The sequence below is a fragment of the Nesterenkonia sp. AY15 genome (assembly GCF_022565855.1).
Lineage (GTDB): Bacteria > Actinomycetota > Actinomycetes > Actinomycetales > Micrococcaceae > Nesterenkonia.
Map to the genome: position 1 here is coordinate 30570 of NZ_JAJOYV010000007.1, position 20139 is coordinate 50708.

At 66.9% G+C, this 20139-nt stretch carries 17 protein-coding genes; 5 read left to right on the plus strand and 12 right to left on the minus strand.

The genetic code is table 11. From position 1 onward, the window contains the following. Positions 1–6: 6 nt before the first annotated feature. The 3 genes from LSI54_RS10635 to LSI54_RS10645 all read right to left on the minus strand — a co-directional run bounded on the left by LSI54_RS10635 (position 7) and on the right by LSI54_RS10645 (position 4209). Positions 7–969, minus strand: coding sequence for a shikimate dehydrogenase family protein (locus LSI54_RS10635; RefSeq protein ID WP_241478344.1), 963 nt, complete (start codon positions 967–969; stop codon positions 7–9). Beyond that, positions 966–2714, minus strand: coding sequence for an endolytic transglycosylase MltG (locus LSI54_RS13210; RefSeq protein ID WP_241478345.1), 1749 nt, complete (start codon positions 2712–2714; stop codon positions 966–968). Before LSI54_RS13210 ends, LSI54_RS10635 begins: the two co-directional genes overlap by 4 nt. A 94-nt stretch (positions 2715–2808) precedes the next feature. After that, positions 2809–4209, minus strand: coding sequence for a DUF349 domain-containing protein (locus LSI54_RS10645; RefSeq protein WP_241478346.1), 1401 nt, complete (start codon positions 4207–4209; stop codon positions 2809–2811). A gap of 82 nt (positions 4210–4291) precedes the next feature. On the opposite strand from LSI54_RS10645, the gene hisS reads away from it, so the two are divergent. The 3 genes from hisS (at position 4292) to LSI54_RS10660 (ending at position 9045) form a co-directional block, all read left to right on the plus strand. Then, positions 4292–5632 (plus strand): histidine--tRNA ligase, encoded by a 1341-nt coding sequence (hisS, locus tag LSI54_RS10650; protein ID WP_241476233.1) that lies wholly within the window; start codon positions 4292–4294, stop codon positions 5630–5632. A 51-nt stretch (positions 5633–5683) separates the two neighbouring features. Beyond that, positions 5684–7498, plus strand: a complete 1815-nt coding sequence (aspS, locus tag LSI54_RS10655; RefSeq protein ID WP_241478347.1) for an aspartate--tRNA ligase — start codon at positions 5684–5686, stop codon at positions 7496–7498. Positions 7499–7584: 86 nt separating this feature from the next. Further along, positions 7585–9045 carry a replication-associated recombination protein A gene (locus LSI54_RS10660; RefSeq protein ID WP_241469690.1) on the plus strand — a complete coding sequence of 487 codons (1461 nt, stop codon included), beginning with the start codon at positions 7585–7587 and terminating at the stop codon, positions 9043–9045. A 154-nt stretch (positions 9046–9199) separates the two neighbouring features. Here LSI54_RS10660 and qcrB read toward each other — a convergent pair whose 3' ends face one another. The 4 genes from qcrB to ctaE all read right to left on the minus strand — a co-directional run bounded on the left by qcrB (position 9200) and on the right by ctaE (position 13553). Continuing rightward, a complete protein-coding gene (gene qcrB, locus LSI54_RS10665; RefSeq protein ID WP_241478348.1) occupies positions 9200–10927 on the minus strand; it encodes a cytochrome bc1 complex cytochrome b subunit in 1728 nt (575 codons plus the stop codon). Between the two features lie 5 nt (positions 10928–10932). Further along, a complete protein-coding gene (qcrA, locus tag LSI54_RS10670; protein ID WP_241478349.1) occupies positions 10933–11985 on the minus strand; it encodes a cytochrome bc1 complex Rieske iron-sulfur subunit in 1053 nt (350 codons plus the stop codon). 62 nt (positions 11986–12047) lie between these two features. Then, positions 12048–12845 carry a cytochrome bc1 complex diheme cytochrome c subunit gene (gene qcrC, locus LSI54_RS10675; protein ID WP_241464555.1) on the minus strand — a complete coding sequence of 266 codons (798 nt, stop codon included), beginning with the start codon at positions 12843–12845 and terminating at the stop codon, positions 12048–12050. Positions 12846–12905: 60 nt separating this feature from the next. Then, positions 12906–13553 (minus strand): aa3-type cytochrome oxidase subunit III, encoded by a 648-nt coding sequence (gene ctaE, locus LSI54_RS10680; protein ID WP_370642613.1) that lies wholly within the window; start codon positions 13551–13553, stop codon positions 12906–12908. A 200-nt stretch (positions 13554–13753) separates the two neighbouring features. On the opposite strand from ctaE, the gene trpD reads away from it, so the two are divergent. Beyond that, positions 13754–14836, plus strand: a complete 1083-nt coding sequence (gene trpD, locus LSI54_RS10685) for an anthranilate phosphoribosyltransferase (protein ID WP_241478350.1) — start codon at positions 13754–13756, stop codon at positions 14834–14836. Here trpD and def read toward each other — a convergent pair. The 5 genes from def to LSI54_RS10710 all read right to left on the minus strand — a co-directional run bounded on the left by def (position 14817) and on the right by LSI54_RS10710 (position 19391). Next, complete coding sequence (gene def, locus LSI54_RS10690) at positions 14817–15497, minus strand: peptide deformylase (protein ID WP_241478351.1); 681 nt, start codon at positions 15495–15497, stop codon at positions 14817–14819. The genes trpD and def overlap by 20 nt on opposite strands. 100 nt (positions 15498–15597) lie before the next feature. Then, a complete protein-coding gene (locus tag LSI54_RS10695) occupies positions 15598–15999 on the minus strand; it encodes a cytochrome c oxidase subunit 4 (RefSeq protein ID WP_241464554.1) in 402 nt (133 codons plus the stop codon). Further along, positions 15999–17723, minus strand: coding sequence for an aa3-type cytochrome oxidase subunit I (ctaD, locus tag LSI54_RS10700; RefSeq protein ID WP_241478352.1), 1725 nt, complete (start codon positions 17721–17723; stop codon positions 15999–16001). The genes LSI54_RS10695 and ctaD overlap by 1 nt, the downstream gene beginning before the upstream one ends. A 2-nt stretch (positions 17724–17725) precedes the next feature. Next, positions 17726–18601 carry an aa3-type cytochrome oxidase subunit II gene (gene ctaC, locus LSI54_RS10705; RefSeq protein ID WP_241478353.1) on the minus strand — a complete coding sequence of 292 codons (876 nt, stop codon included), beginning with the start codon at positions 18599–18601 and terminating at the stop codon, positions 17726–17728. A 373-nt stretch (positions 18602–18974) separates the two neighbouring features. Next, entirely contained in the window at positions 18975–19391 is a 417-nt protein-coding gene (locus LSI54_RS10710) for a HesB/IscA family protein (RefSeq protein WP_241464551.1), read from the minus strand. Positions 19392–19521: 130 nt separating this feature from the next. Between LSI54_RS10710 and LSI54_RS10715 the strand changes: the two genes are divergently transcribed. Next, the gene (locus LSI54_RS10715) at positions 19522–20130 is read left to right on the plus strand and encodes a DUF3043 domain-containing protein (protein ID WP_241464550.1); all 609 of its coding nucleotides are present in this window, start codon (positions 19522–19524) and stop codon (positions 20128–20130) included. Positions 20131–20139: the final 9 nt, after the last annotated feature.

Here is a 20139-nt window from a genome sequence, read left to right on the forward strand (position 1 = left end):
GGTCCATCATAAACCGATCGCGCGCCTCATCTTGGCCACCATCTGGGCGTGGGACTCCGCGGAGAGCTCACCGGCCGGGGTCGAGGTGGCCGCGCTGAACAGCTCCACCTGTTTCACCGCCTGGTGCAGCAGCATCACCAGACCGCTGACCACCCGGCCGCCGCCCGCCTCCCAGGAGCTGGCCAGGAGCGAGGGCCAGGGGTCGTAGGCGACGTCGAGCAGCGGAATCGGGCGGTCCAGTCTGGGCAGCGTGGCGGCGATCTCATCGGCGGCGCGCGGGGGAAGGGTCGACACCACGGCGTCGAGCTGCCCGGAGTTCCCCCGGCCCGTGTCCAGGTCGTGGATTGCCGAGAGGTCGTGGGTTGCCGGAAGCTCGTCCGTGCCAGCGAGGTCATGCGGCAGCCCGGACAGCTGGGCCACGCTGAGCCGAAGACCCAGCGCGGCGGCCACCGGTTCCAGCTCCAGCCCGCGCTGGACGGAGCGGGCGTAGCTGCGCACCTGGGTGTAGCCGAGCTCGGAGGCGGCGGCCAGCGCGGCGGTGGCGGTGGCGCCGGCACCGATGATGCCGAAGCTGCCCCGGCTCGACGACGACGCCTGGTGCAGCCCGGCCTCGCCCAGGGCCGCGACGATGCCGTCCACGTCGGTGTTCTCACCGGAGAGCATGCGCGCGCCCTCCGGTGTGCCGGCGGGACCGTGGACGACGGTGTTGAGCACGCCCAGCGCGGTGACCCGCGCCGACGGGTGGTCCACGGCGCTCACCATGGCGGCCTTCAGCGGCATCGTGACCGACCAGCCCAGCCAGCCCGGCGCCGCGCCCTCTCCGCGCAGGAACTCCTGCAGCGAAGATTCTTCGACGTCGATCCGCCGGTAGTCGGCGTCGAGCCCCAGATGCTCGTAGGCCGCGGCGTGCAGCAGCGGGGAGAGCGAGTGGGCGATCGGGTGGCCCAGCACAGCGGCCTGACGAGTCACGGTCCGGCGTTCTCCTGGGTCGGTTCTCCGTCGCAGATCTCGGCGTTGTCCTCGCAGTACGCGTTGAACTCCTCCACGTAGCCGAGGTGCTCCTCATAGTCTTCGGCGAACTTCGTCTCACCGGTCTCGAGGTCCACGGTGACCCAGTAGAAGTAGTCGTTCTCCTCCGGGTTCGCGGCGGCCTCGAGGGTCGCCATGTTGGGTGCGGCGACAGGTCCGGGGGGCAGGCCCGGGTTCTGGTAGGTGTTGTACTCGTTGGAGGCGTCGGCTCGCTCCTCCTCGGTGAAGTGCACGCTCTGCGTCCCGAGTCCGTAGATCACGGTGGCATCGATCTGCAGCAGCCCGTCGGTCTCGGAGTTGTTCGGGGCCAGCCGGTTCTCGATGATCCCGGCGATCTCTTCGTAGTCGCCGGGCAGGCCCTCCGCGGTGAGCAGGGAGGCGACGATCACCGTGCGCCACTGCTCATCCTCCTCGGTGATGCCGAGCTCCTCGAGCCGTTCGAAGGTGGTGTCCACCATCTGCTGGAGGATCTCCTCGGGGGTCGCCTCCAGGCTCGGCTGGTACTCCCCGGCGGCGAGATAGCCTTCGAGCGTCTCGGCCTCGTCGGGCAGTCCATAGGCGCCGGGGTCAGCCGCCGCTCGGCCGATGTCGCTCTCGGGGATCCCGGTCTGCGCCGCGATGGAGCTCAGCGCCGCGTCGATGCGGGTGTTGTCCTGGAGCGAGATGTAGTGCAGCGCCTCGCCCTCCTCGAAGATCACCGCCAGCGCATCCGCGGCCGGCATCTGTTCGCGCAGCTGGAACTCCCCCGGCTGCAGCTCAGGTGCTCCGTCGAGCGCCGCGAAGGCGTCGTCGAACGCGTCGTCGCTGGCGATGATCCCGGCTTCCAGGAGGCGGTTGCGCACCAGCGCGGGACCGTCTCCCTCTTCGACGGTGAACTCCACGACCTCCCCGGCCTGGGTCTCGAAGTCTTCCGGGCCGCCGCCGCCGAACAGCGACTGCAGCACGACCACGAATCCCACGAGCAGCGCCGCGAACAGTCCGAAGGCCACGCTCAGGGTGAGGTTGCGGCGCCGCCGTCGGGTGCGCCGCTTCTCCAACACCGCCTGGGTCGCGCCCCCCTCGACGCCGGAGACCGTCTGGTAGCTGCGGCCGTGGCTTGAGGATGAGATCAGCAGCGGAGTGCCGTCGTCGTCGTGAGCGATGCGGGTACCTTCGTAATAGTCGTCCTCGAGGTCGTCCTCGAGGGGGAAGTCCGACTCCTCCGCCAGCGCGTACTCGTAATCCGCGTCGTAGTCGACGTCGGACTCGTAGTCGACGTCATAGTCAGCCTCGTCCGGGGAGAGGACCTGGTCGAAGGGGGTCACGGCCGAGGGAGCAGTGGGCTCAGAGTCAGGGTCGTCACCCGTGGCGGGGACGACGGGGTGCAGGTCAGGGTGGTGCGGGTCGGCGTGCTGGGTGTCTTCGCGCTCCAGCTTGCCTTCGCTGACGTATTCCTGGTTGAAGATCACCGAGCCCTGCACCGGCGCAATGGTGGGCAGGGACGCCGGGGACGGTGCCGCGCCGGGATCCGCCGCGGTGGGCTCATCGCGCTCTACCGCGGGCCCCGCCGAGGCCGCCGAGCGGGCGCGCGGAGTGCGCAGCGTCTCCTCCAGAGCACGCTGCTCAGCAAGTTCGAGCTCCCGAGCCTCGCGAATCTCGCGGCGGCTGCGCTGGGAGCCCGACTCATGCGGCTGTTGATCGCTCACGCGGGGTCCTCACTGGATGTCGACGGCACAAGTCCAGTGACCCACAGGGAATAGCAAATGGGTCACCAGATCTTTGACGAGTGTAATCTATTCGTTACTTCAACATATCCCGCCAGCTTCTTCGCGCGTCCAATGCCTCTTTAGCTTCTGCAATCGCCTGGGTGTCTCCGCTGACCTGGGCGGCCTCGAGTGCCGCTTCAAGTTCAGCGATGGCGTCGTCGAGCTGGGTGAGCATCGAATTCTGTCGCGCGATCGTCTCGGGGTCGGTCTTTCGCCAATGGGACTTCTCGGCGTCGTGGAACGCATCCTGGACGCGCTTGAGCCGACTCTCGATGGACTTCATGTCCCCACGAGGCACCCGACCGGCGGCGTCCCAGCGGTTCAGCAGCGCCTGGTACTGCTCCCGGACCGCCTCGGGGTTCTCGATCGGCATCAGGGCCTCGAAGTCCTCGAGGAGCGCCAGCTTCACCGTGAGGTTCTCGGCGTACTCCGCGTCGGTCTCTGCGTTGATCTTGTCCCGGGCGCCGAAGAACACGTCCTGGGCGGCGCGGAAGCGGGCCCACTGCGCGTCGTCGGTCTTGCGGGCGCCGCGGCCCAGGGCCTTCCAGTCATCCATCAGCCGGTGATAGGCCTTGGTGGTCGCGCCATAGTCGTCGGAGTCCTTGAGCTGCTCCGCCTCGACGATCAGCGCCTCCTTCGCGGCCTTGATATCACCGTGCTCCTTGTCCCGGGAGGCGAAGAACGCGCGCCGGTTCTTCTCGAAGAGATTCCGCGCGGCGCGGAAACGCTTCCAATAGGGGTCTTCCTGGGACTTGGTCAGCCGCGGCGGCTTCTTCTGCTCGAACTTCCAGGCCTCGAAGAGCTCGTTCATCCGCGCCTGGGCGCTCTTCCAGTGCTGTGTGGTCGGATCGGCCTCGGCCAGCAGCTCCACCTCGGCCACGATCTGCTCACGGACCGCCAGGTGCTCGGCGAGCACCGCTTCAGCCTCCTGCGCCTCGACCGCTGCGCGCTGATCGATCTCCGTGGAGATCTCCCCAAGCAGCGAGCTCAGGGCCGCGACGTCGCCGACCCAGGTGCCGTCGGTGAGCTCCTGGCGAATGTGTCTCAAAGACTCGTGCAGCGCCTTGGCGGAGTCGGCGCCGGCCGCGGCGCGAGCCCTCAGCAGCAGCGCACGGTTGTAGAGCTCATCGAACTTCCGGGTGAAGTAGTGCAGGGCCTCATCGGCGCTGGCTCCGGAGAACTGCCCCACATAGCTCTCGGCGGCCTTCGGCCCGGGGGTCTCGGCGGCCTCGGCGGTCTCAGGGTGCGCCGCCGCGACGCCGTCGGCCTCCGGCGCTGTGACATGGACGGCCTCCGGAGCGGCGCCGTCGGCTGTCTCGGTCTGCGCGGGAGCGGAGGCCAGTGCATAGACATGGCCTTCCTCATCCACCCGGGCGAATCGGTGGGCGTCGGCGAGGGAGGTCTCATGGTGGTCGGGCTTGACTGCAGGACTCATGCCCACCAGCGTACCGGAGCCGTTATGCTGAACGGGCCCGATTCCAGGCTCCCCCGACGACCCAAGGACTGCGCGCACACTCATGGCACGAACCACCTCTCTCTCCGGCTTCATCGAATGGCTCCCCGAGGAGCGTCTGGTGGAGCTGCACGTGCTGGACACGCTTCGCGAGGTGTTCGAACGCCACGGCTTCGCCTCCATCGAGTCCCGGGCGGTGGAGACCATCGACACGCTGCTGCAGAAGGGCGAGATCGACAAGGAGATCTACGCCGTCTCCCGGCTGCAGGAGGAAGAGGGCCGCGAGGCCCGACTGGCCCTGCACTTCGACCTCACCGTGCCCTTCGCCCGCTACGTGGTGGAGAACGCCGGGCACCTGGATTTCCCTTTCCGGCGGTACCAGATCCAGAAGGTCTGGCGCGGTGAACGCCCCCAGGACGGGCGCTACCGCGAGTTCACCCAGGCCGACATCGACCTGGTGGGCGACGGCGCGCTCCCCTTCCGCAGCGACGTGGAGATCGGCGTGGTCATGGCCAAGGCGCTCGAGGCGCTGCCGATCGGCGACTTCATGCTCCGGGTCAACAACCGCAAGCTCTCCGAGGGGTTCTACCGCTCCATCGGTCTCAGCGACACCACCGCGGTGCTGCGCGCGATCGACAAGCTGGAGAAGATCGGCGCCGAGAAGGTCAGCGAGGAGCTGGTCTCCACCGGTGCCGCCACCCCGCAGCAGGCGCAGCAGGCGCTCGAGCTCGCCCAGATCCGCGCCACCGACACCTCCTTCGTCACCGCGGTGCGCGCCCTGCTGGGCACCGTGGAGGCCGATGAGCTGCTCGACGCCGGGCTGGCCGAGCTTGAAGAGGTCGTCGCGGAGCTGAACAAGCGGGTCCCCGGTCGGGTCACCGCTGATCTCTCCATCGCCCGCGGCCTCGACTACTACACCGGCACCGTCTACGAGACCGTGCTGATCGGTCACGAATCGCTGGGCTCGGTCTGCTCCGGCGGCCGCTATGAATCACTGGCCTCCAAGGGCAGGCGCACCTTCCCCGGCGTCGGGCTCTCCATCGGGGTCACCCGACTGATCTCCCGGATCCTGGCCGAGGGCGGGCTCTCCGCCAGCCGGAAGGTCCCCACCGCAGTCTTCGTGGCGCTGCGCTCCGACGAGGACTGGGGGGCCGCCCAGGACGTGGCCGACGCGCTGCGCCTCCGGGGGATCAATGTGGAGGTCGCGCTGAAGGCTGAGAAGTTCGGCAAGCAGATCCGCCACGCTGACCGCCGCGGCATCCCTTATGTCTGGTTCACCGACGACGACGGCGCCCATGAGGTCAAGGACATCCGCACCGGTGCCCAGAGCCCCGCGGATCCGGCCAGCTGGACGCCCCCGGCCGAGGACGCGCTCCCGCGGATAGTAGAATCGGCCACCGACTGACTCCCCGGGCCGCAGGCCCGCACCAGCAACTGATCCCTCAGGAAGGACACCGTGCTCCGCACACACACCTCCGGCTCACTCACCGCCGAGAACATAGGCCAGACCGTCACCCTCACCGGATGGGTGGCGCGGCGCCGAGATCACGGCGGAGTGGCCTTCCTCGATCTGCGTGACTCCTCGGGCGTGGCCCAGGTCGTGGTGCGCGAGGAGGCCGACTTCGATCCGCTGCGCAACGAGTTCGTGCTGCAGGTGACCGGTTCGGTGGAGCGCCGTCCCGCGGGCAACGAGAACCCCAACCTGCCCTCGGGCGAGGTCGAGGTGCTGGCCGAGACCGTCACGGTGCTCAACACCGCGGCACCGCTGCCCTTCCAGATCGATGAGCACGTCGAGGTCGGCGAGGAGGCGCGGCTGCGCCACCGCTACCTCGACATGCGCCGGGAAGGGCCGCAGCGCGCGCTGCGGCTGCGCTCCGAGGCCAACCGGGTCGCCCGCGACCTGCTGCACCACGAGTCCTTCACCGAGATCGAGACGCCGACGCTGACCCGCTCCACCCCAGAGGGTGCCCGCGACTTCCTGGTCCCGGCGCGCCTGGCACCGGGCGCCTGGTACGCGCTGCCGCAGTCCCCCCAGCTGTTCAAGCAGCTGCTCCAGGTCGGTGGCTTCGAGAAGTACTACCAGCTCGCCCGCTGCTACCGCGACGAGGACTTCCGCGCGGACCGCCAGCCCGAGTTCACGCAGCTCGACATCGAAGCCAGCTTCGTGGAGCAGGAGGACATCCTCTCCCTCGGCGAGGAGCTCGTGCGCAGGCTCTGGAAGCTCATCGACGTGGACCTGCCCGCCGAGATCCCGCACATCACCTACCACGAGGCGATGGCCCGCTACGGCTCGGACAAGCCTGATCTGCGCTTCGAGCTGGAGCTCACCGAGCTCACCGACTACTTCAAGGACACCCCCTTCAGGGTCTTCAAGGCTCCCTATGTCGGTGCCGTGGTGATGCCCGGCGGCGCCTCGCAGCCCCGCCGCACCCTCGACGCCTGGCAGGAATGGGCCAAGCAGCGCGGCGCCAAGGGCCTGGCGTATGTGCTCATCGGTGAGGACGGCGAGCTCGGCGGCCCCGTGGCCAAGAACCTCTCCGAGCCGGAGAAGGCCGGACTGGCAGCCGCCACCGGGGCCTCCCCCGGGGACTGCGTCTTCTTCGCCGCCGGTGAGGTCTCGCCCTCCCGCGGACTCCTCGGCGCCGCGCGCAACGAGATCGCCGCGCGTGTGGGACTCATCGATCAGGACGCGTGGTCCTTCGTCTGGGTGGTCGACGCCCCGATGTTCGAGCCCGCAGCCCTGGCCCAGGCCGCCGGCGATGTGGCCGTGGGATCCGGTGCCTGGACCGCCGTGCACCACGCGTTCACCGCCCCCAAGCCGGAGTTCGCCGAGAGCTTCGACACCGATCCGGCCTCGGCGCTGGCCAACGCCTACGACCTGGTCTGCAACGGCAACGAGATCGCCGGCGGCTCGCTGCGCGTGTACCGCCGCGACGTCCAGGAGCGGATCTTCAAGGTCATGGGCATTCCCGAGGACGAGGCGCAGGAGAAGTTCGGGTTCCTGCTCGACGCCTTCAAGTTCGGCGCTCCCCCGCACGGCGGCATCGCCTTTGGCTGGGACCGCGTGGTCTCGCTGCTCGCCGGTGAGGACTCCATCCGCGAGGTCATCGCCTTCCCCAAGTCCGGCGGCGGCTACGACCCGCTCACCGCGGCGCCCGCCCCGATCACCGCGCAGCAGCGCAAGGAGGCCGGCGTCGACGCCAAGCCCGAGCCGAAGGCTGAGGCCGGCACCGAGGCCAAGGCAGAGGGCAGGACCGGCACCAAGGGCTGAGCCTGAGTCCCAGGCCTGAGCCGCACCGGGTAGCCTGGAACGGATTCTTATCGAATCTATCTACGAACCCAGCTCTAGGAGGCGCAGTGGCCGATCCCATCACGGGGGACCTCTTCGCCTCCGATGACTTCGGCGACGACGACGCGCCCGCCCCGGCCTCCACGGCGGAGGCGGGCGCGCGTCGTCGGCATACTCCGCTGGCGGTGCGGATGCGACCGCGCACCCTCGCGGAGGTGCTCGGCCAGCAGCATCTGCTCGAGCAGGGGTCCCCGCTGCGCGTCCTGGCTGAAGGGTCCCGCGGACCCGCCGGCGCCTCCTCGGTGATCCTCTACGGCCCTCCCGGCACCGGCAAGACCACGCTGGCCCATGTGCTCGCCCGTGGCGCCTCGCGGAAGTTCGTGGAGCTCTCCGCCATCCGGGCCGGTGTGAAGGACGTCCGACAGGTCATGGACCGTGCGCTGGAGGATCGAGATCTCCGCGGGCAGACCACCGTGCTGTTCCTCGATGAGATCCATCGGTTCAACAAGGCCCAGCAGGATGCCCTGCTGCCGGGAGTGGAGAACGGCTGGGTCATCCTGGTCGCCGCGACCACGGAGAACCCGTCCTTCTCGATCATCGCCCCGCTGCTCTCCCGGTCACTGATGCTCACCCTGCGCTCACTGACCCAGGATGACCTCTCCGGACTGATCACCCGGGCGCTGCAGGACACCCGCGGCCTCGACTCGGCCTTCGAGCTCGAAGACACGGCCAGGGATCATATTCTGCGCATGGCCGGAGGTGATGCGCGCCGGGTGCTGACCACCCTGGAGGCCGCCGCCGCCGTCGCCATGGGCCGCTCCCCCGAGGACGCTTCGGATGTGTCTGAAGGAGCCTCGGCCGATGAGCCGGCGTCGGACGCCCCGGTGCTGATCACCGCCCGGGACGCCGAACAGGCGATGGACTTCGCCGTGCAGCGGTACGACCGAGACGGGGACCAGCACTACGACATCGTCTCCGCCTTCATCAAGTCGCTGCGCGGCTCGGACCCCGACGCCGCGCTGCACTACCTGGCGCGGATGGTGGTCGCCGGAGAGGACCCGCGCTTCATCGCCCGCCGGCTGGTCATCGCCGCCGGAGAAGAAGTCGGCATGGCCGACCCCACGGCGCTGCAGACCGCCATGGCGGCGGCAGATGCCGTGCAGCTCATCGGCATGCCGGAGGGACGGATCCTGCTCGCCCAGGCCACGGTGCACATCGCCACCGCGCCGAAGTCCAACGCCTCCTATAAGGCCCTCGACGCCGCCATAGCCGACGTGCGCGCCGGGAAGTCCGGCGCGGTCCCGCCGCATCTGCGTGACGCACACTATTCCGGGGCACACCGGATGGGCCATGGCAAGGGCTACATCTACGCCCATGACCAGCCGCATCACGTCGCGACCCAGCAGTACGTGCCCGATGAGCTGATCGGGGTGGACTACTACAAGCCCACCGGCAACGGCGCCGAACGCGCCGTCTCGGAGCGGCTGGAGAAGCTGCGCTCGATCATCCGGGGCACGGACAACAGGTGACGGGCACGAGATGACGGGCAAGCGACAGCTCGCCCGCGGCACCGACAGAACCCGCTGACGCCGCAGACGCCGCAGACGACGAAGCGGCCGCCTCCCGAGAGGGAGACGGCCGCTTCTCTGCGTCCAGCGCCGGATGATCAGCGCCTCACGATGCTCAGTTCTTCTTGGACTCGATGGCTCCGACCGAACCGGCGGGCAGCTCGGCGGCAGTCCCGTGGTCATCGTGGGAGAGCGCCTCGATGTACTCCTCGCGGCTGACCGGTGCGACCCGGTCCTCGAAGAAGGTCCGGTTGAGCCTCACCCGTGACTTCTCGAGCAGTCCGACCTTGCCCCGGGAGTTGGGGCGGGCCGCGGTGACCTCGGGAGACTCGTAGGAGACCAGCGTGTAGAGCTCGTAGTCGCTGACCCGGGTGTGCTTCTCACGGAACTCACCGTGCGGAAGCATCTCGATGACGCCCGCCTCGTTGCCGTGCAGCACGATCTCGCGATCCTTGCGCTGCAGGGCCAGACAGATCCGCTTGGTGATGATGAACGTGAGGATCGGTCCGGCGAAGAACAGCACCCGGAGCCAGATGAGCACGTCGTTGAACGAGAGCGAGAAGTGGGTCGCGATCAGGTCCGAGGACGCGGCAGCCCACATCACGAAGTACCAGATCATCATGGCCATGCCGAAGGCGGTGCGTCCGGGGACGTTTCGCGGGCGGTCCAGGATGTGGTGTTCCCTCTTGTCACCGGTGATCCAGGCCTCGATCCAGGGCCAGACGAACAGACCGAGCAGCAGAGCGGTGATCGGGATGAACGTGACCAGCACAGGCGTAGCCACGCTGTTGCCGCCCCAAGGCGTCGGCAGCACGAACTCCAGCGGTATGTCGCCGATGTAGCCCGGCATCAGGCGCAGCAAGCCGTCGAACCAGCCGATGTACCAGTCAGGCTGGGTGCCTGCCTGCACCGGAGACGGGTCATAGGGCCCGTAGTTCCACAGTGCGTTGATCTGGAAGGTGCCTGCCAGCAGGGCCAGGACACCGAAGACCACGAAGAAGAAGCCGCCGGCCTTGGCCGCGTAGACGGGTCCGATCGGGTAGCCGACCACGTTGCGCTCGGTGCGGCCTGGGCCGGGGTACTGGGTGTGCTTGTGGGTGACCACCATGAACAGGTGGACCGCGATAAGGATCAGGATCACCGCAGGGATGATGAAGATGTGCAGCGAGTAGAGCCGCGGGATGACCTCGTCGCCGGGGAACTCCCCGCCGAAGAGGAAGAAGGAGATGTAGGTGCCGACCACGGGAATCGCCTTGAGCATGCCGTCGATGATGCGCAGACCGTTGCCGGAGAGCACCTCATCGGGCAGCGAGTAGCCGGTGAAGCCGGCGCCCAGGCCTGCCAGCAGCAGGGTGCAGCCGACGACCCAGTTCAGCTCGCGCGGCTTGCGGAACGCGCCGGTGAAGAAGACGCGCAGCATGTGGATCGCCATCGCCATGATGAACATCAAGGCGGCCCAATGGTGGAGCTGGCGCATGAAGAGGCCGCCGCGCACATCGAAGGAGAGCTCCAGCGAAGTGGCGTAGGCGGTGGACATCTCCACGCCCTGCAGCGGGACGTAGGCCCCGTCGTAGCGCGTGCTGGCCATGGAGGGATCGAACCAGAAGGTCAGGAACGCACCTGAGATCACGGTGATGACGAAGCTGTAGAGCGCGACCTCGCCGAACATGAAGGTCCAGTGGTCCGGGAAGACCTTGCGGCCGAACTCGCGGACCATGCCGGTACCGCCCACGCGCTGATCGACGTAGTTCGCGATCTTGCCGGTGCGGGTCGCCGGCTGGTACTGGTCCACCTCGGAGTACTGCTCCTCGGTGTACTTGGATTCTAGAGACTGACTGCTCATGAGTTTTAGCCACGCTCCCAGTAGGTGGGGCCGACGGGTTCGGTGAAGTCGCTGCGAGCGATGAGGAAGCCCTCATCGTCGACGGTGATGGGCAGCTGGGGCAGCGGCCGGCCTGCCGGACCGAAGGTGACCTTGAACTCCGCAGCGGCGTCAAAGGTCGACTGGTGACAGGGGCACAGCAGGTGATGCGTGTGACGTTCATAGAGCGCCACCGGGCAGCCGACATGCGTGCAGACCTTGGAACAGGCGATGATTCCCTCGTGCTTCCAGTCCTCGCGACCTGGGGTCACGGCCTCGAAGTCATCGGGATTCATCCGGATCAGCAGGACGACGGCTTTGGCCTTCTCGGCCAGGCGATCGCCGTGCCCGGAGACCTCGCGGAGGGTCTCCGGGATGGCGTGCACCGCCGAGCCGACCGTGAGGTCGGAAGCGCGGATCGGGGTGCCGGTGGGGTCGCGCACCAGGCGCACCCCCTCGGTCCACAGCGTGTGCCGCATCCGCTCGGGCCCGAAGTCCTCGGAGCGATCAAGATCGCGGAAGACGACGACGGCGGGCAGCGGGGCCAGCAGGGCGGCGCCGATGAGCGTGTTGCGCAGCAGCGGACGCCGCTTGATCTGGGTCTCGTCGAGGATCTCGTCGACCGTCTGGGCAGCCTCGGCGCGGTCCTCTTCCTTGCGCAGCGGCTTGCGGTCTTCGACGACCTCGTGGTCCGGCATCAGTGCGCGGGCCCACTGGACGACTCCGAGTCCGATGCCCAGCATGGCAAAGGCCACGCCGACTCCGAGCAGCGTGTTCTGCAGCCGGAGCATGCTCAGATCCCCGGCGGTGACGCCGACGGCGAAGTAGCCGACGAAGAACATCACGGTACCGATGATCGAGATCAGGAAGAGCGCAGAGACCTGCCGCTCGGCGCGCTTGGCGGCCTTCTCGTCCGCGTCTGCCAACCGCGGGCGGTGCGGGGGCAGGCCCGGGTTGTCGATGGCGTAGCCGCTCGACCTTCCCTCACCTGCTTTGATGACGGCGCCCGTGCTCGGATCACCGTTACCGTGCTCGCCCATATGGTTCTCGTCCTTTGCTTCAGTGTTTACGTGTGCGGGTGCTTAGGTGCTGCGGCGGATGCTCAGGAGGACCGTGAGGTCAGCCAGACCATCGAGCCGATCAGCAGGGCCAGTCCGAGGGTCCAGATCAGCAGACCTTCCGAGACCGGTCCCAGCGAGCCCAGGGCGAAGCCGCCCGGCGCGCTTTGAGATTCGTTGTTCTTCAGGAAGGCGATGATGTCGCGCTTGTCCTCGGGAGGGATGTTGGCGTCGGTGAACTCAGGCATGTTCTGCGGGCCGGTGACCATGGCCTCGTAGATGTGCACTGACTCCACGCCGTCCAGCCCGGGGGCGTACTTGCCTTCGGTCAGCGCGCCGCCGGCGGCGGCGGCGTTGTGGCACATGGCGCAGTTGATCCGGAAGAGCTCGCCGCCGCGGGCGATGTTGCCCTCTTCGACATCGAGGTACTCGGCCGCGGGCACCGCGGGGCCGGAGCCCAGCGAGGCGACGTAGGCCGAGAGCTGCATGGTCTGTTCATCGTTGAACTGAGCCGGCTTCTTCTGCGCCTGCGGACCTGACATCTGCATCGGCATGCGTCCGGTGCCGACCTGGAAGTCGACCGCGGCGGCACCGGAGCCGATCAGCGAGGGGCCGGCGTCGGAGCCTTCTGCGTTGATGCCGTGGCAGGTGGCGCAGTTGGCCACGAAGAGCCGCTCGCCCTCCTCCACGTCGGAGGCGGAGTAGACGTCAGCGGCGTTCGATGCCTGAGCCTCGTTGATGGAGGTCGCCGCGGCGTAGAGCCCTCCGGTGAGCAAGAGGCCCAGGAGGAGCAGCGCCACTGCCGCGAGCGGGTGGCGACGCTTCTGTGAGAGTGCCTTCACGTGCCGGTTCCTAACTTTTCGATGCGATACAAGCTGGTGTGCTTCGGCTGGGCGCGTTGATCAGGCGAACAGCGGCAGCAGGTAGACGATGCCGAACAGTGCGATCCACACGACGTCGACGAAGTGCCAGTAATACGACACGACGACGGCGGCGTGAGCCTCCTTGTGGGTGAACTTCACGCTGAAGTACGCCCGCGCAATCACATAGAGGAAGGCCACGAGACCACCGATGACGTGCAGCCCGTGGAAGCCGGTGGTGATGTAGAAGGCGGAGCCGAACGCGTTCGATGAGACGGTGATCCCATGGGAGACCATCACCGCGAACTCGTAGGTCTGACCGCCGATGAAGATGGCGCCCATGATGAACGAGAGGATGTACCACTCGACCATGCCCCAGTGCTTGATCTGGAATGTGCCGCCGGTGCGGCGCGGCTGGTGCCGCTCAGCAGCGAAGACACCGAACTGAGCCGTCACCGAGCTTGCAACCAGGATCACCGTGATCGTGGTGGCCAACGGGATGTCCAGTTCACTGGCACCCTCGGCGAACATCTCAGACTGCGTGGAACGCAGTGTGAAGAACATGGCGAACAGGCCGGCGAAGAACATGAGCTCACTGGTGAGCCAGACCATGGTGCCCACGGACACCATGTTCGGGCGGTTCGGCAGTGTTCGCGCCGGAGCGATTGGGGCTTGGGTTGCAGTCGTCACGCATTCATTATGTCCTGAAAGCCCAGCAGTTTGCGACACCGTCGGTCACTATGGCGTGGTTCCAGATCCTTGTCAGGGGGCGGATTCCGCGCCATTCCCAGGATCCGCCAAGGTGGAGCCGGTCAAAAAAGTCGACAATATTTCTACAGCGTGTCGAAATTGGTCGGACCCGGACCGTGATCGGCCGATAGTCTGGGGCTGTGAAACTTCCACACTCACCCGATCCGCTGCTCCGCGCGACCCCGGTGCCCGCGAGCTGGTCCGAGCTGCTGGAGACGCTCCTGGCCGGAGAGCACCTCAGCGCAGCCACCTCAGCCTGGGCGATGGAGAGGCTCATGAGCGGGGCCCTCGGTGACGGGCAGATCGCCGCCTTCCTGGTCGCGCTGCGTGCCAAGGGCGAGGTCGCCGAGGAGCTCGTCGGGCTCAGCGCCACGATGATGGACAAGGCCGTCCCGCTGAGCATCCCCGGACCCACCCTGGACATCGTGGGCACCGGTGGAGACATGCTGGGCACCGTGAACATCTCCACGATGGCCTCACTGACCGCCGTGGGGGCCGGGGCACGCGTGGTCAAGCACGGCAACCGCGGCGCCTCCACCACTGCCGGCGCGGCCGATGTCATCGAGGCACTGGGAGTGGACCTCAGCATGGGCGCCGAGCAGGTGGCCCGCGCCGCGGAGGAGGTCGGGATCACCTTCCTCTTCGCGCAGAGCTTCCATCCCTCGATGCGCCACGTCGGGCCGGTGCGGCGTCAGCTCGGCATCCGCACGGTCTTCAACTTCCTGGGGCCGCTGTCGAACCCGGCACGTGTGACCGCCCAGGCGCTGGGCTGCGCCAGCCCCACGCTGGCACCGAAGATGGCTGAGGTGCTCGCCATGCGCGGCACCCGCGGCCTGGTGTTCCGCGGGAGGGACGGGCGGGACAAGATCACCACCTCCGCCGCCACCGACATCTGGGAGATCCGCTCCGGCGAGGTCTCACACACCGCCCTGGAGCCTGAGGATGTCGGACTCCCCCGCGTGTCCGTGGCGGACCTGCGCGGTGGTTCCGGCACCGAGAACGCGCAGATCGTGCGGCAGATGCTCTCCGGGGAGCCTGGGCCCGTGCGAGACGCCGTCGTGCTCAATGCCGCGGCCGGACTGACCAGCCTCGATGAAATGGCCCAGGGGCCGCTGGTGGACCGGCTGACGGCCAACATGCGCCGGGCCGAAGAGTCCATCGACTCTGGCGCCGCGGCTGATGTGCTGCGCCGCTGGGTGGCGTTCAGCCAGAGTGTGAGCTGACGCCCCGCTCGGCCTGACCGGCGTCGTCGGATTGACCGGCGTCCCTTGACGCTGGGTCTTCGGCACGAGCCGGGTCTTCGGGCTCGTCATGGCCGAATGGATCAGGGTCGACTCCGGGGAGCCAGGTGAGGCCGGGCTGGTTCCAGCCCTCCTTCTTCACGACCTTCTTCCAGCGCCGCGCCCATCTGGGGTCCAGCCGATTGACATAGAGGTAGCCGTCAAGGTGGTCGTACTCGTGCTGCAGGATTCGGGCGAACCATCCGGTAGCCTCGAACTGCAGCGGCTCCCCCGCGACGTCGAGCCCGGTGATCTCCACGTGCTCGCTGCGCTTGAGCGGGTAGTTGTACCCCGGCGCGGACAGGCAGCCCTCGGATTCCTCCTCGGGGTCGGCGGACTCCTTGGAGACCTTGCCGATCAGGCGGAGCCGCGGGTTGATGATCACTCCACGGGAGGGCTGATCGCCTGAATCGGCGAAGCTGTAGGTGAAGATGCGCAGCCCGACGCCGATCTGCGGGGCCGCCAGTCCCACCCCGTGGGCGGCGTCCTGGGTCTCGAACATGTCGGCCACCAGCTCGCGGATGGAGTCGTCGATGGTCTCGACCTCCTGTGCGCGTCGGTGCAGCACCGGTTCACCGTGGATCGTGATGGGGCGGATCGTCATAGCAAGGATTCTACGCACCGCGCGGGGCGTCCGGGGACGAGAAGGCCCGCCGTGAGTCGATGCTCACGGCGGGCCTTCTCCAGCGGTGCGTCTGGGCTGATCAGTGCGCGTAGCGCTTGCGGTTGAACTCCAGCACCCAGCCGGTGATGAAGAACAGACCGGGGATCAGCGCGATGAAGAACACCCACCAGTCGATGGCCAGGCCGAAGAACGCGAACGCTGCGGAGAAGCCGAGGCCCAGCGGCCACCAGCTCCAGGGAGCGAACTCGCCGTAGTTGCCGGCCATGTGCTCGATCTCGCCCGCCGGGTTGTCCCCGTCGAGCACGTCGTGGTTCTTCGCGACCATCCGCAGGTAGAACCAGAGCATGAACGCCATGCCTGCGGTGAGCAGGAGCAGCGGGAACCCGGCCATGTCTGACCATCCGCTCCAGAAGCCGTAGATGAAGGCCACGATGAGGACGAAGACGCCCAGGCCTAGGAACAACCCGATATTTGCCTTCATCAGACGCCTTCCTTGTCCTGCTGATCCGCTGGACCGAAGATCTTGCCCGCAGGTGTCTGCAGGGTGTGCCGGTCAGCGAGCTCAGGGTGGTGCAGATCCAGCGCGGGACGCTCGGAGCGGATGCGCGGCAGCGAGTAGAAGTTGTGCCGCGGCGGTGGGCAGGAGGTCGCCCATTCGAGCGAGCCGCCGAAGCCCCACGGGTCATCCACCAGCACCTTCTTGCCCTTGCGTGCGGTGATCCAGACGTTCCAGAAGAACGGGATCAGCGAGGCGCCCAGCAGCATCGAGAACACCGTGGAGAACTGGTTCATGGTGGTGAACCCGTCCTCGACCATGTAGTCCGCGTAACGACGCGGCATGCCCATGACGCCGAGCCAGTGCTGGATCATGAAGGTGCCGTGGAAGCCGACGAAGAGCATCCAGAAGCTGATCTTGCCCAGGCGCTCGTTGAGCATCTTGCCGGTCCACTTGGGCCACCAGAAGTGGAATCCGGCGAACATCGCGAAGACCACGGTGCCGAAGACCACGTAGTGGAAGTGAGCGACCACGAAGTAGGTGTCCGAGAGGTGGAAGTTCAGCGGCGGCGCGGCCAGGATGATGCCGGTGAGTCCGCCGAAGAGGAACGTCACCAGGAAGCCGAGGCTCCAGAGCATCGGCGTCTCGAAGGTCAGCGACCCTCGCCACATCGTGCCTATCCAGTTGAAGAACTTCACCCCTGTGGGCACCGCGATCAGCATGGTCATCAGCGCGAAGAACGGCAGCAGCACGGCTCCGGTGACATACATGTGGTGGGCCCACACGGTCACCGAGAGCGCGGCGATCGCGATCGTCGCGTAGACCAGGCCCTTATAGCCGAAGATCGGTTTGCGGCTGAAGACCGGCAGGATCTCGGAGACGATGCCGAAGAACGGCAGCGCGATGATGTAGACCTCCGGGTGTCCGAAGAACCAGAACAGGTGCTGCCAGAGGACCGCACCGCCTGCCTCCGGATCGAAGATGTGCCCGCCGAACCTCCGGTCGAGACCGAGTCCGAACAGCGCGGCCGCGAGCGGCGGGAAGGCCATCAGGACCAGGATCGAGGTGATCAGCGTGTTCCACACGAAGATCGGCATCCGCCACATGGTCATGCCTGGAGCGCGCATGCACAGGATCGTGGTGATGAAGTTGACCCCGCCCATGATCGTGCCGAAGCCGGTCAAGGCCAGGCCGAACACCCATAGGTCACCACCGACTCCCGGTGAATACGTGGTGTCAGACAGCGGAGCGTAGGCGAACCAGCCGAAGGAGGCCGCACCCTGGGGGGTGAGGAAGCCTGCCATGGCGACCAGGGCGCCGAAGAGGAAGAACCAGAAGGCCAACGCGTTCAGCCGGGGGAAGGCCACGTCCGGGGCGCCGATCTGCAGCGGCATGATGGCATTGGCGAAGCCGGCGAACAGCGGGGTCGCGAACATCAGCAGCATCACCGTGCCGTGCATGGTGAAGAGCTGATTGTACTGCTCCTTGGTCTGCAGCAGCTGCATGCCGGGCTCGAAGAGCTCCGCACGGATCAGCAGCGCCATGACGCCGCCGACGCAGAAAAACAGGAAGGAGGTGATCAGGTACATGTAGCCGATCACCTTGTGATCGGTGGTCGTCAGCCAGTTGACGACGATCTTCCCCTTGGAGCGGGGGACGACGCGCGAGACCTCACGCGCTTCGTCGGCGGTGTATTCGAGGGTCGCCACAGTCAGTCGTCCCCTTCAGTTCCGGCCACGTTTTCGTGGAGGTTTGGATTGCGGTCATACTCGTCGCCGAGCTGACCCTCGGGCAGGGTCTCGAGGTAGTCACGGAACTCGTCCTCGGTGACGACCTCCACGTTGAAGAGCATCTCCGAGTGGTACTCGCCGCAGAGTTCTGCACACTTGCCGTCGAAGCTGCCAAGCTCCTGCGGGGTCAGGTGGATCTCGTTGGTGCGACCCGGGATCATGTCGCGCTTCTGCAGGAAGGCCGGGATCCAGAAGGAGTGGATGACGTCGCGGGCGTTGAGCTCGAAGGTGACGGGCTGATCCACCGGAAGGTAGAGGGTGGGCAGCGTCTCGCGCACGCCCTCTTCACCGGTGAGCTCGGCCTGGACACCGGCGAAGTAGCGCTCGTCGCCGTCGTAGTTGTAGTTGAAGTCCCAGGCCCACTGCTTGCCTCGGACGTCGACGACCAGATCGGGTTCGGTGTAGGGCTCATCGACTGAGCGCTGCACCTGGTTGGTGTAGAAGAACAGCACGCCCACCATGACCAGCGGGACGATGGTGTACATGATCTCCAGCGGCACGTTGTACGCGATCTGGCGCGGGTAGCCGGTCTCCCCCTTGCGGCGACGGTAGGCGACCATGCACCAGAGCATCAGTGCCCAGGTGATGAGGCCCACGATCAGCGCGGCGATCCAGGAGTTGACCCACAGGTCGGTCAACTCCGCAGTGTTGCTGGTGGTGTCCCGGCTGCCCGGAAGCCATCCTCGTTGTGCAGGCTGCTCTTCCGAGCAGGCGCTGAGCACCAGTGCCGCCGCGCTGGCCAGTGCAACTGACTTCAATGCACGGCCTCGGCTGCCGGTTCGATTATGCGAACTCACAGACGGCCCTTCCTCTATCTCGGTGTGCGAATGTGCGTTCTCCGTGACCCGTTGACCGCGCTGTGCGCAGAGTTCGAACCACCATGAACGCTTCGCGCTCCAGACTACTACGTCCTGTAGAGGACCGGGAGGACGGACACCCGCGCCCGACGCATCTGATCTGCTCCTTCGACCCTGCCTCCGAACCCCGGATACGAGAAAACTCCGCTTCTACCCCGTGTAGAAAACGGGAGAAGCGGAGTTTCGCTCGTGCTGGGCAGCGGCTGAATCCGCTGCCGATGTGTCTGCTTTATGACGCTGTGACTCAGCGGACCGGGTCAGGGCCCGGCGTCGGAACCCGACGGAGCGGACCGATGAGCCCTGCAGGATTCGGTCAGTGGAAGGAGTCGCCGCAGGCGCAGGAGCCGCCGGCATTGGGGTTGTCGATGGTGAACCCCTGCTTCGAGATGGAGTCCTCGAAGTCGATCTTCGCGCCCTCGAGGTAGGGCACGCTCATCTTGTCCACGACGACCTCGACACCGCTGAAGTCGCGCAGTGCATCCCCGTCGAGGACGCGCTCGTCGAAGTAGAGCTGGTAGATCAGGCCGGAGCAGCCGCCGGGCTGCACGGCCACGCGCAGCCGCAGATCTTCGCGGCCCTCCTGCTGAAGCAGCGAGGAGACCTTCTCGGCGGCGGTCTCACTGAGTTCGACCTGGTGGGTCTTGAAGCCATCGACGGCGGATCCGGTGATCTCGGCTGATTCGGTCTCAGCGGCGGATCCGGCGGCGGTGTCCTGGGTGGTGGTGCTCATGGCATACACCTCTCTGGTTGTAGCGGCAGGCCTGTGCTCTACGGTAACAACGCCGAGGGCCACGAGGTTCATTCCCGGCGGTCGAGCACGGCGCAGGGATTGAGTCCATTATTCCCGCTACACTGGCGGGGTGCTAGGACGTAAGAAAAACACTGCCGACCAGATCGCCGAGGCTGAAGCCGCGCAAGCTCGCGAGCAGGCCCAGAACACCAGGCGTCAGCCTGAGAAGAAGGGCGTGCCCACACCGAAGCGCAGCCAGCAGCAGGCGGCACGAAAGCGCCCGCTGGTGCAGAACGATCGCAAGGTCGCCCGCGCCGCCCAGCGCCAGCAGATGGCCGATCAGCGGGTGAAGATGCGCCGGGCGATGGAGACCGGCGAGGAGAAGTATCTTCCTGCTCGCGATCGCGGTCCCCAGCGACGCTACGTCCGGGACTACGTCGACGCGCGCTTCGGCATCGGTGAGTGGATGCTGGTCCTGGTGCTGGTCTTCCTCTTCGCATCCTTCGTCATGAACGAGGGGATGCGCATCATCGTCAGCCAGATCCTCTGGCTCTTCGTGCTCGCCGTCCTCGTCGAGGCCGTGTGGGTCGGGCGCACCGTGCGCAAGAAGATCGATGCCAAGTTCGGCATCGAGAACCGTGAACGCGGACTCCCCTTCTACGCCGCGATGCGATCGCTGCAGATCCGCCGACTGCGGCTTCCCAAGCCGCTGGTGGCCCGAGGACACTTCCCCGCCTGAGCATGAGCC

What these genes read in the sequence shown, in the direction of transcription:
- LSI54_RS10645 (WP_241478346.1), bottom strand. Translation starts at nt 4,209, where the DNA reads ATGAGTCCTGCAGTCAAGCCCGACCACCATGAGACCTCCCTCGCCGAC.
- hisS (WP_241476233.1), top strand. Translation starts at nt 4,292, where the DNA reads ATGGCACGAACCACCTCTCTCTCCGGCTTCATCGAATGGCTCCCCGAG.
- qcrB (WP_241478348.1), bottom strand. Translation starts at nt 10,927, where the DNA reads ATGAGCAGTCAGTCTCTAGAATCCAAGTACACCGAGGAGCAGTACTCC.
- qcrA (WP_241478349.1), bottom strand. Translation starts at nt 11,985, where the DNA reads ATGGGCGAGCACGGTAACGGTGATCCGAGCACGGGCGCCGTCATCAAA.
- def (WP_241478351.1), bottom strand. Translation starts at nt 15,497, where the DNA reads ATGACGATCCGCCCCATCACGATCCACGGTGAACCGGTGCTGCACCGA.
- LSI54_RS10695 (WP_241464554.1), bottom strand. Translation starts at nt 15,999, where the DNA reads ATGAAGGCAAATATCGGGTTGTTCCTAGGCCTGGGCGTCTTCGTCCTC.
- LSI54_RS10710 (WP_241464551.1), bottom strand. Translation starts at nt 19,391, where the DNA reads ATGAGCACCACCACCCAGGACACCGCCGCCGGATCCGCCGCTGAGACC.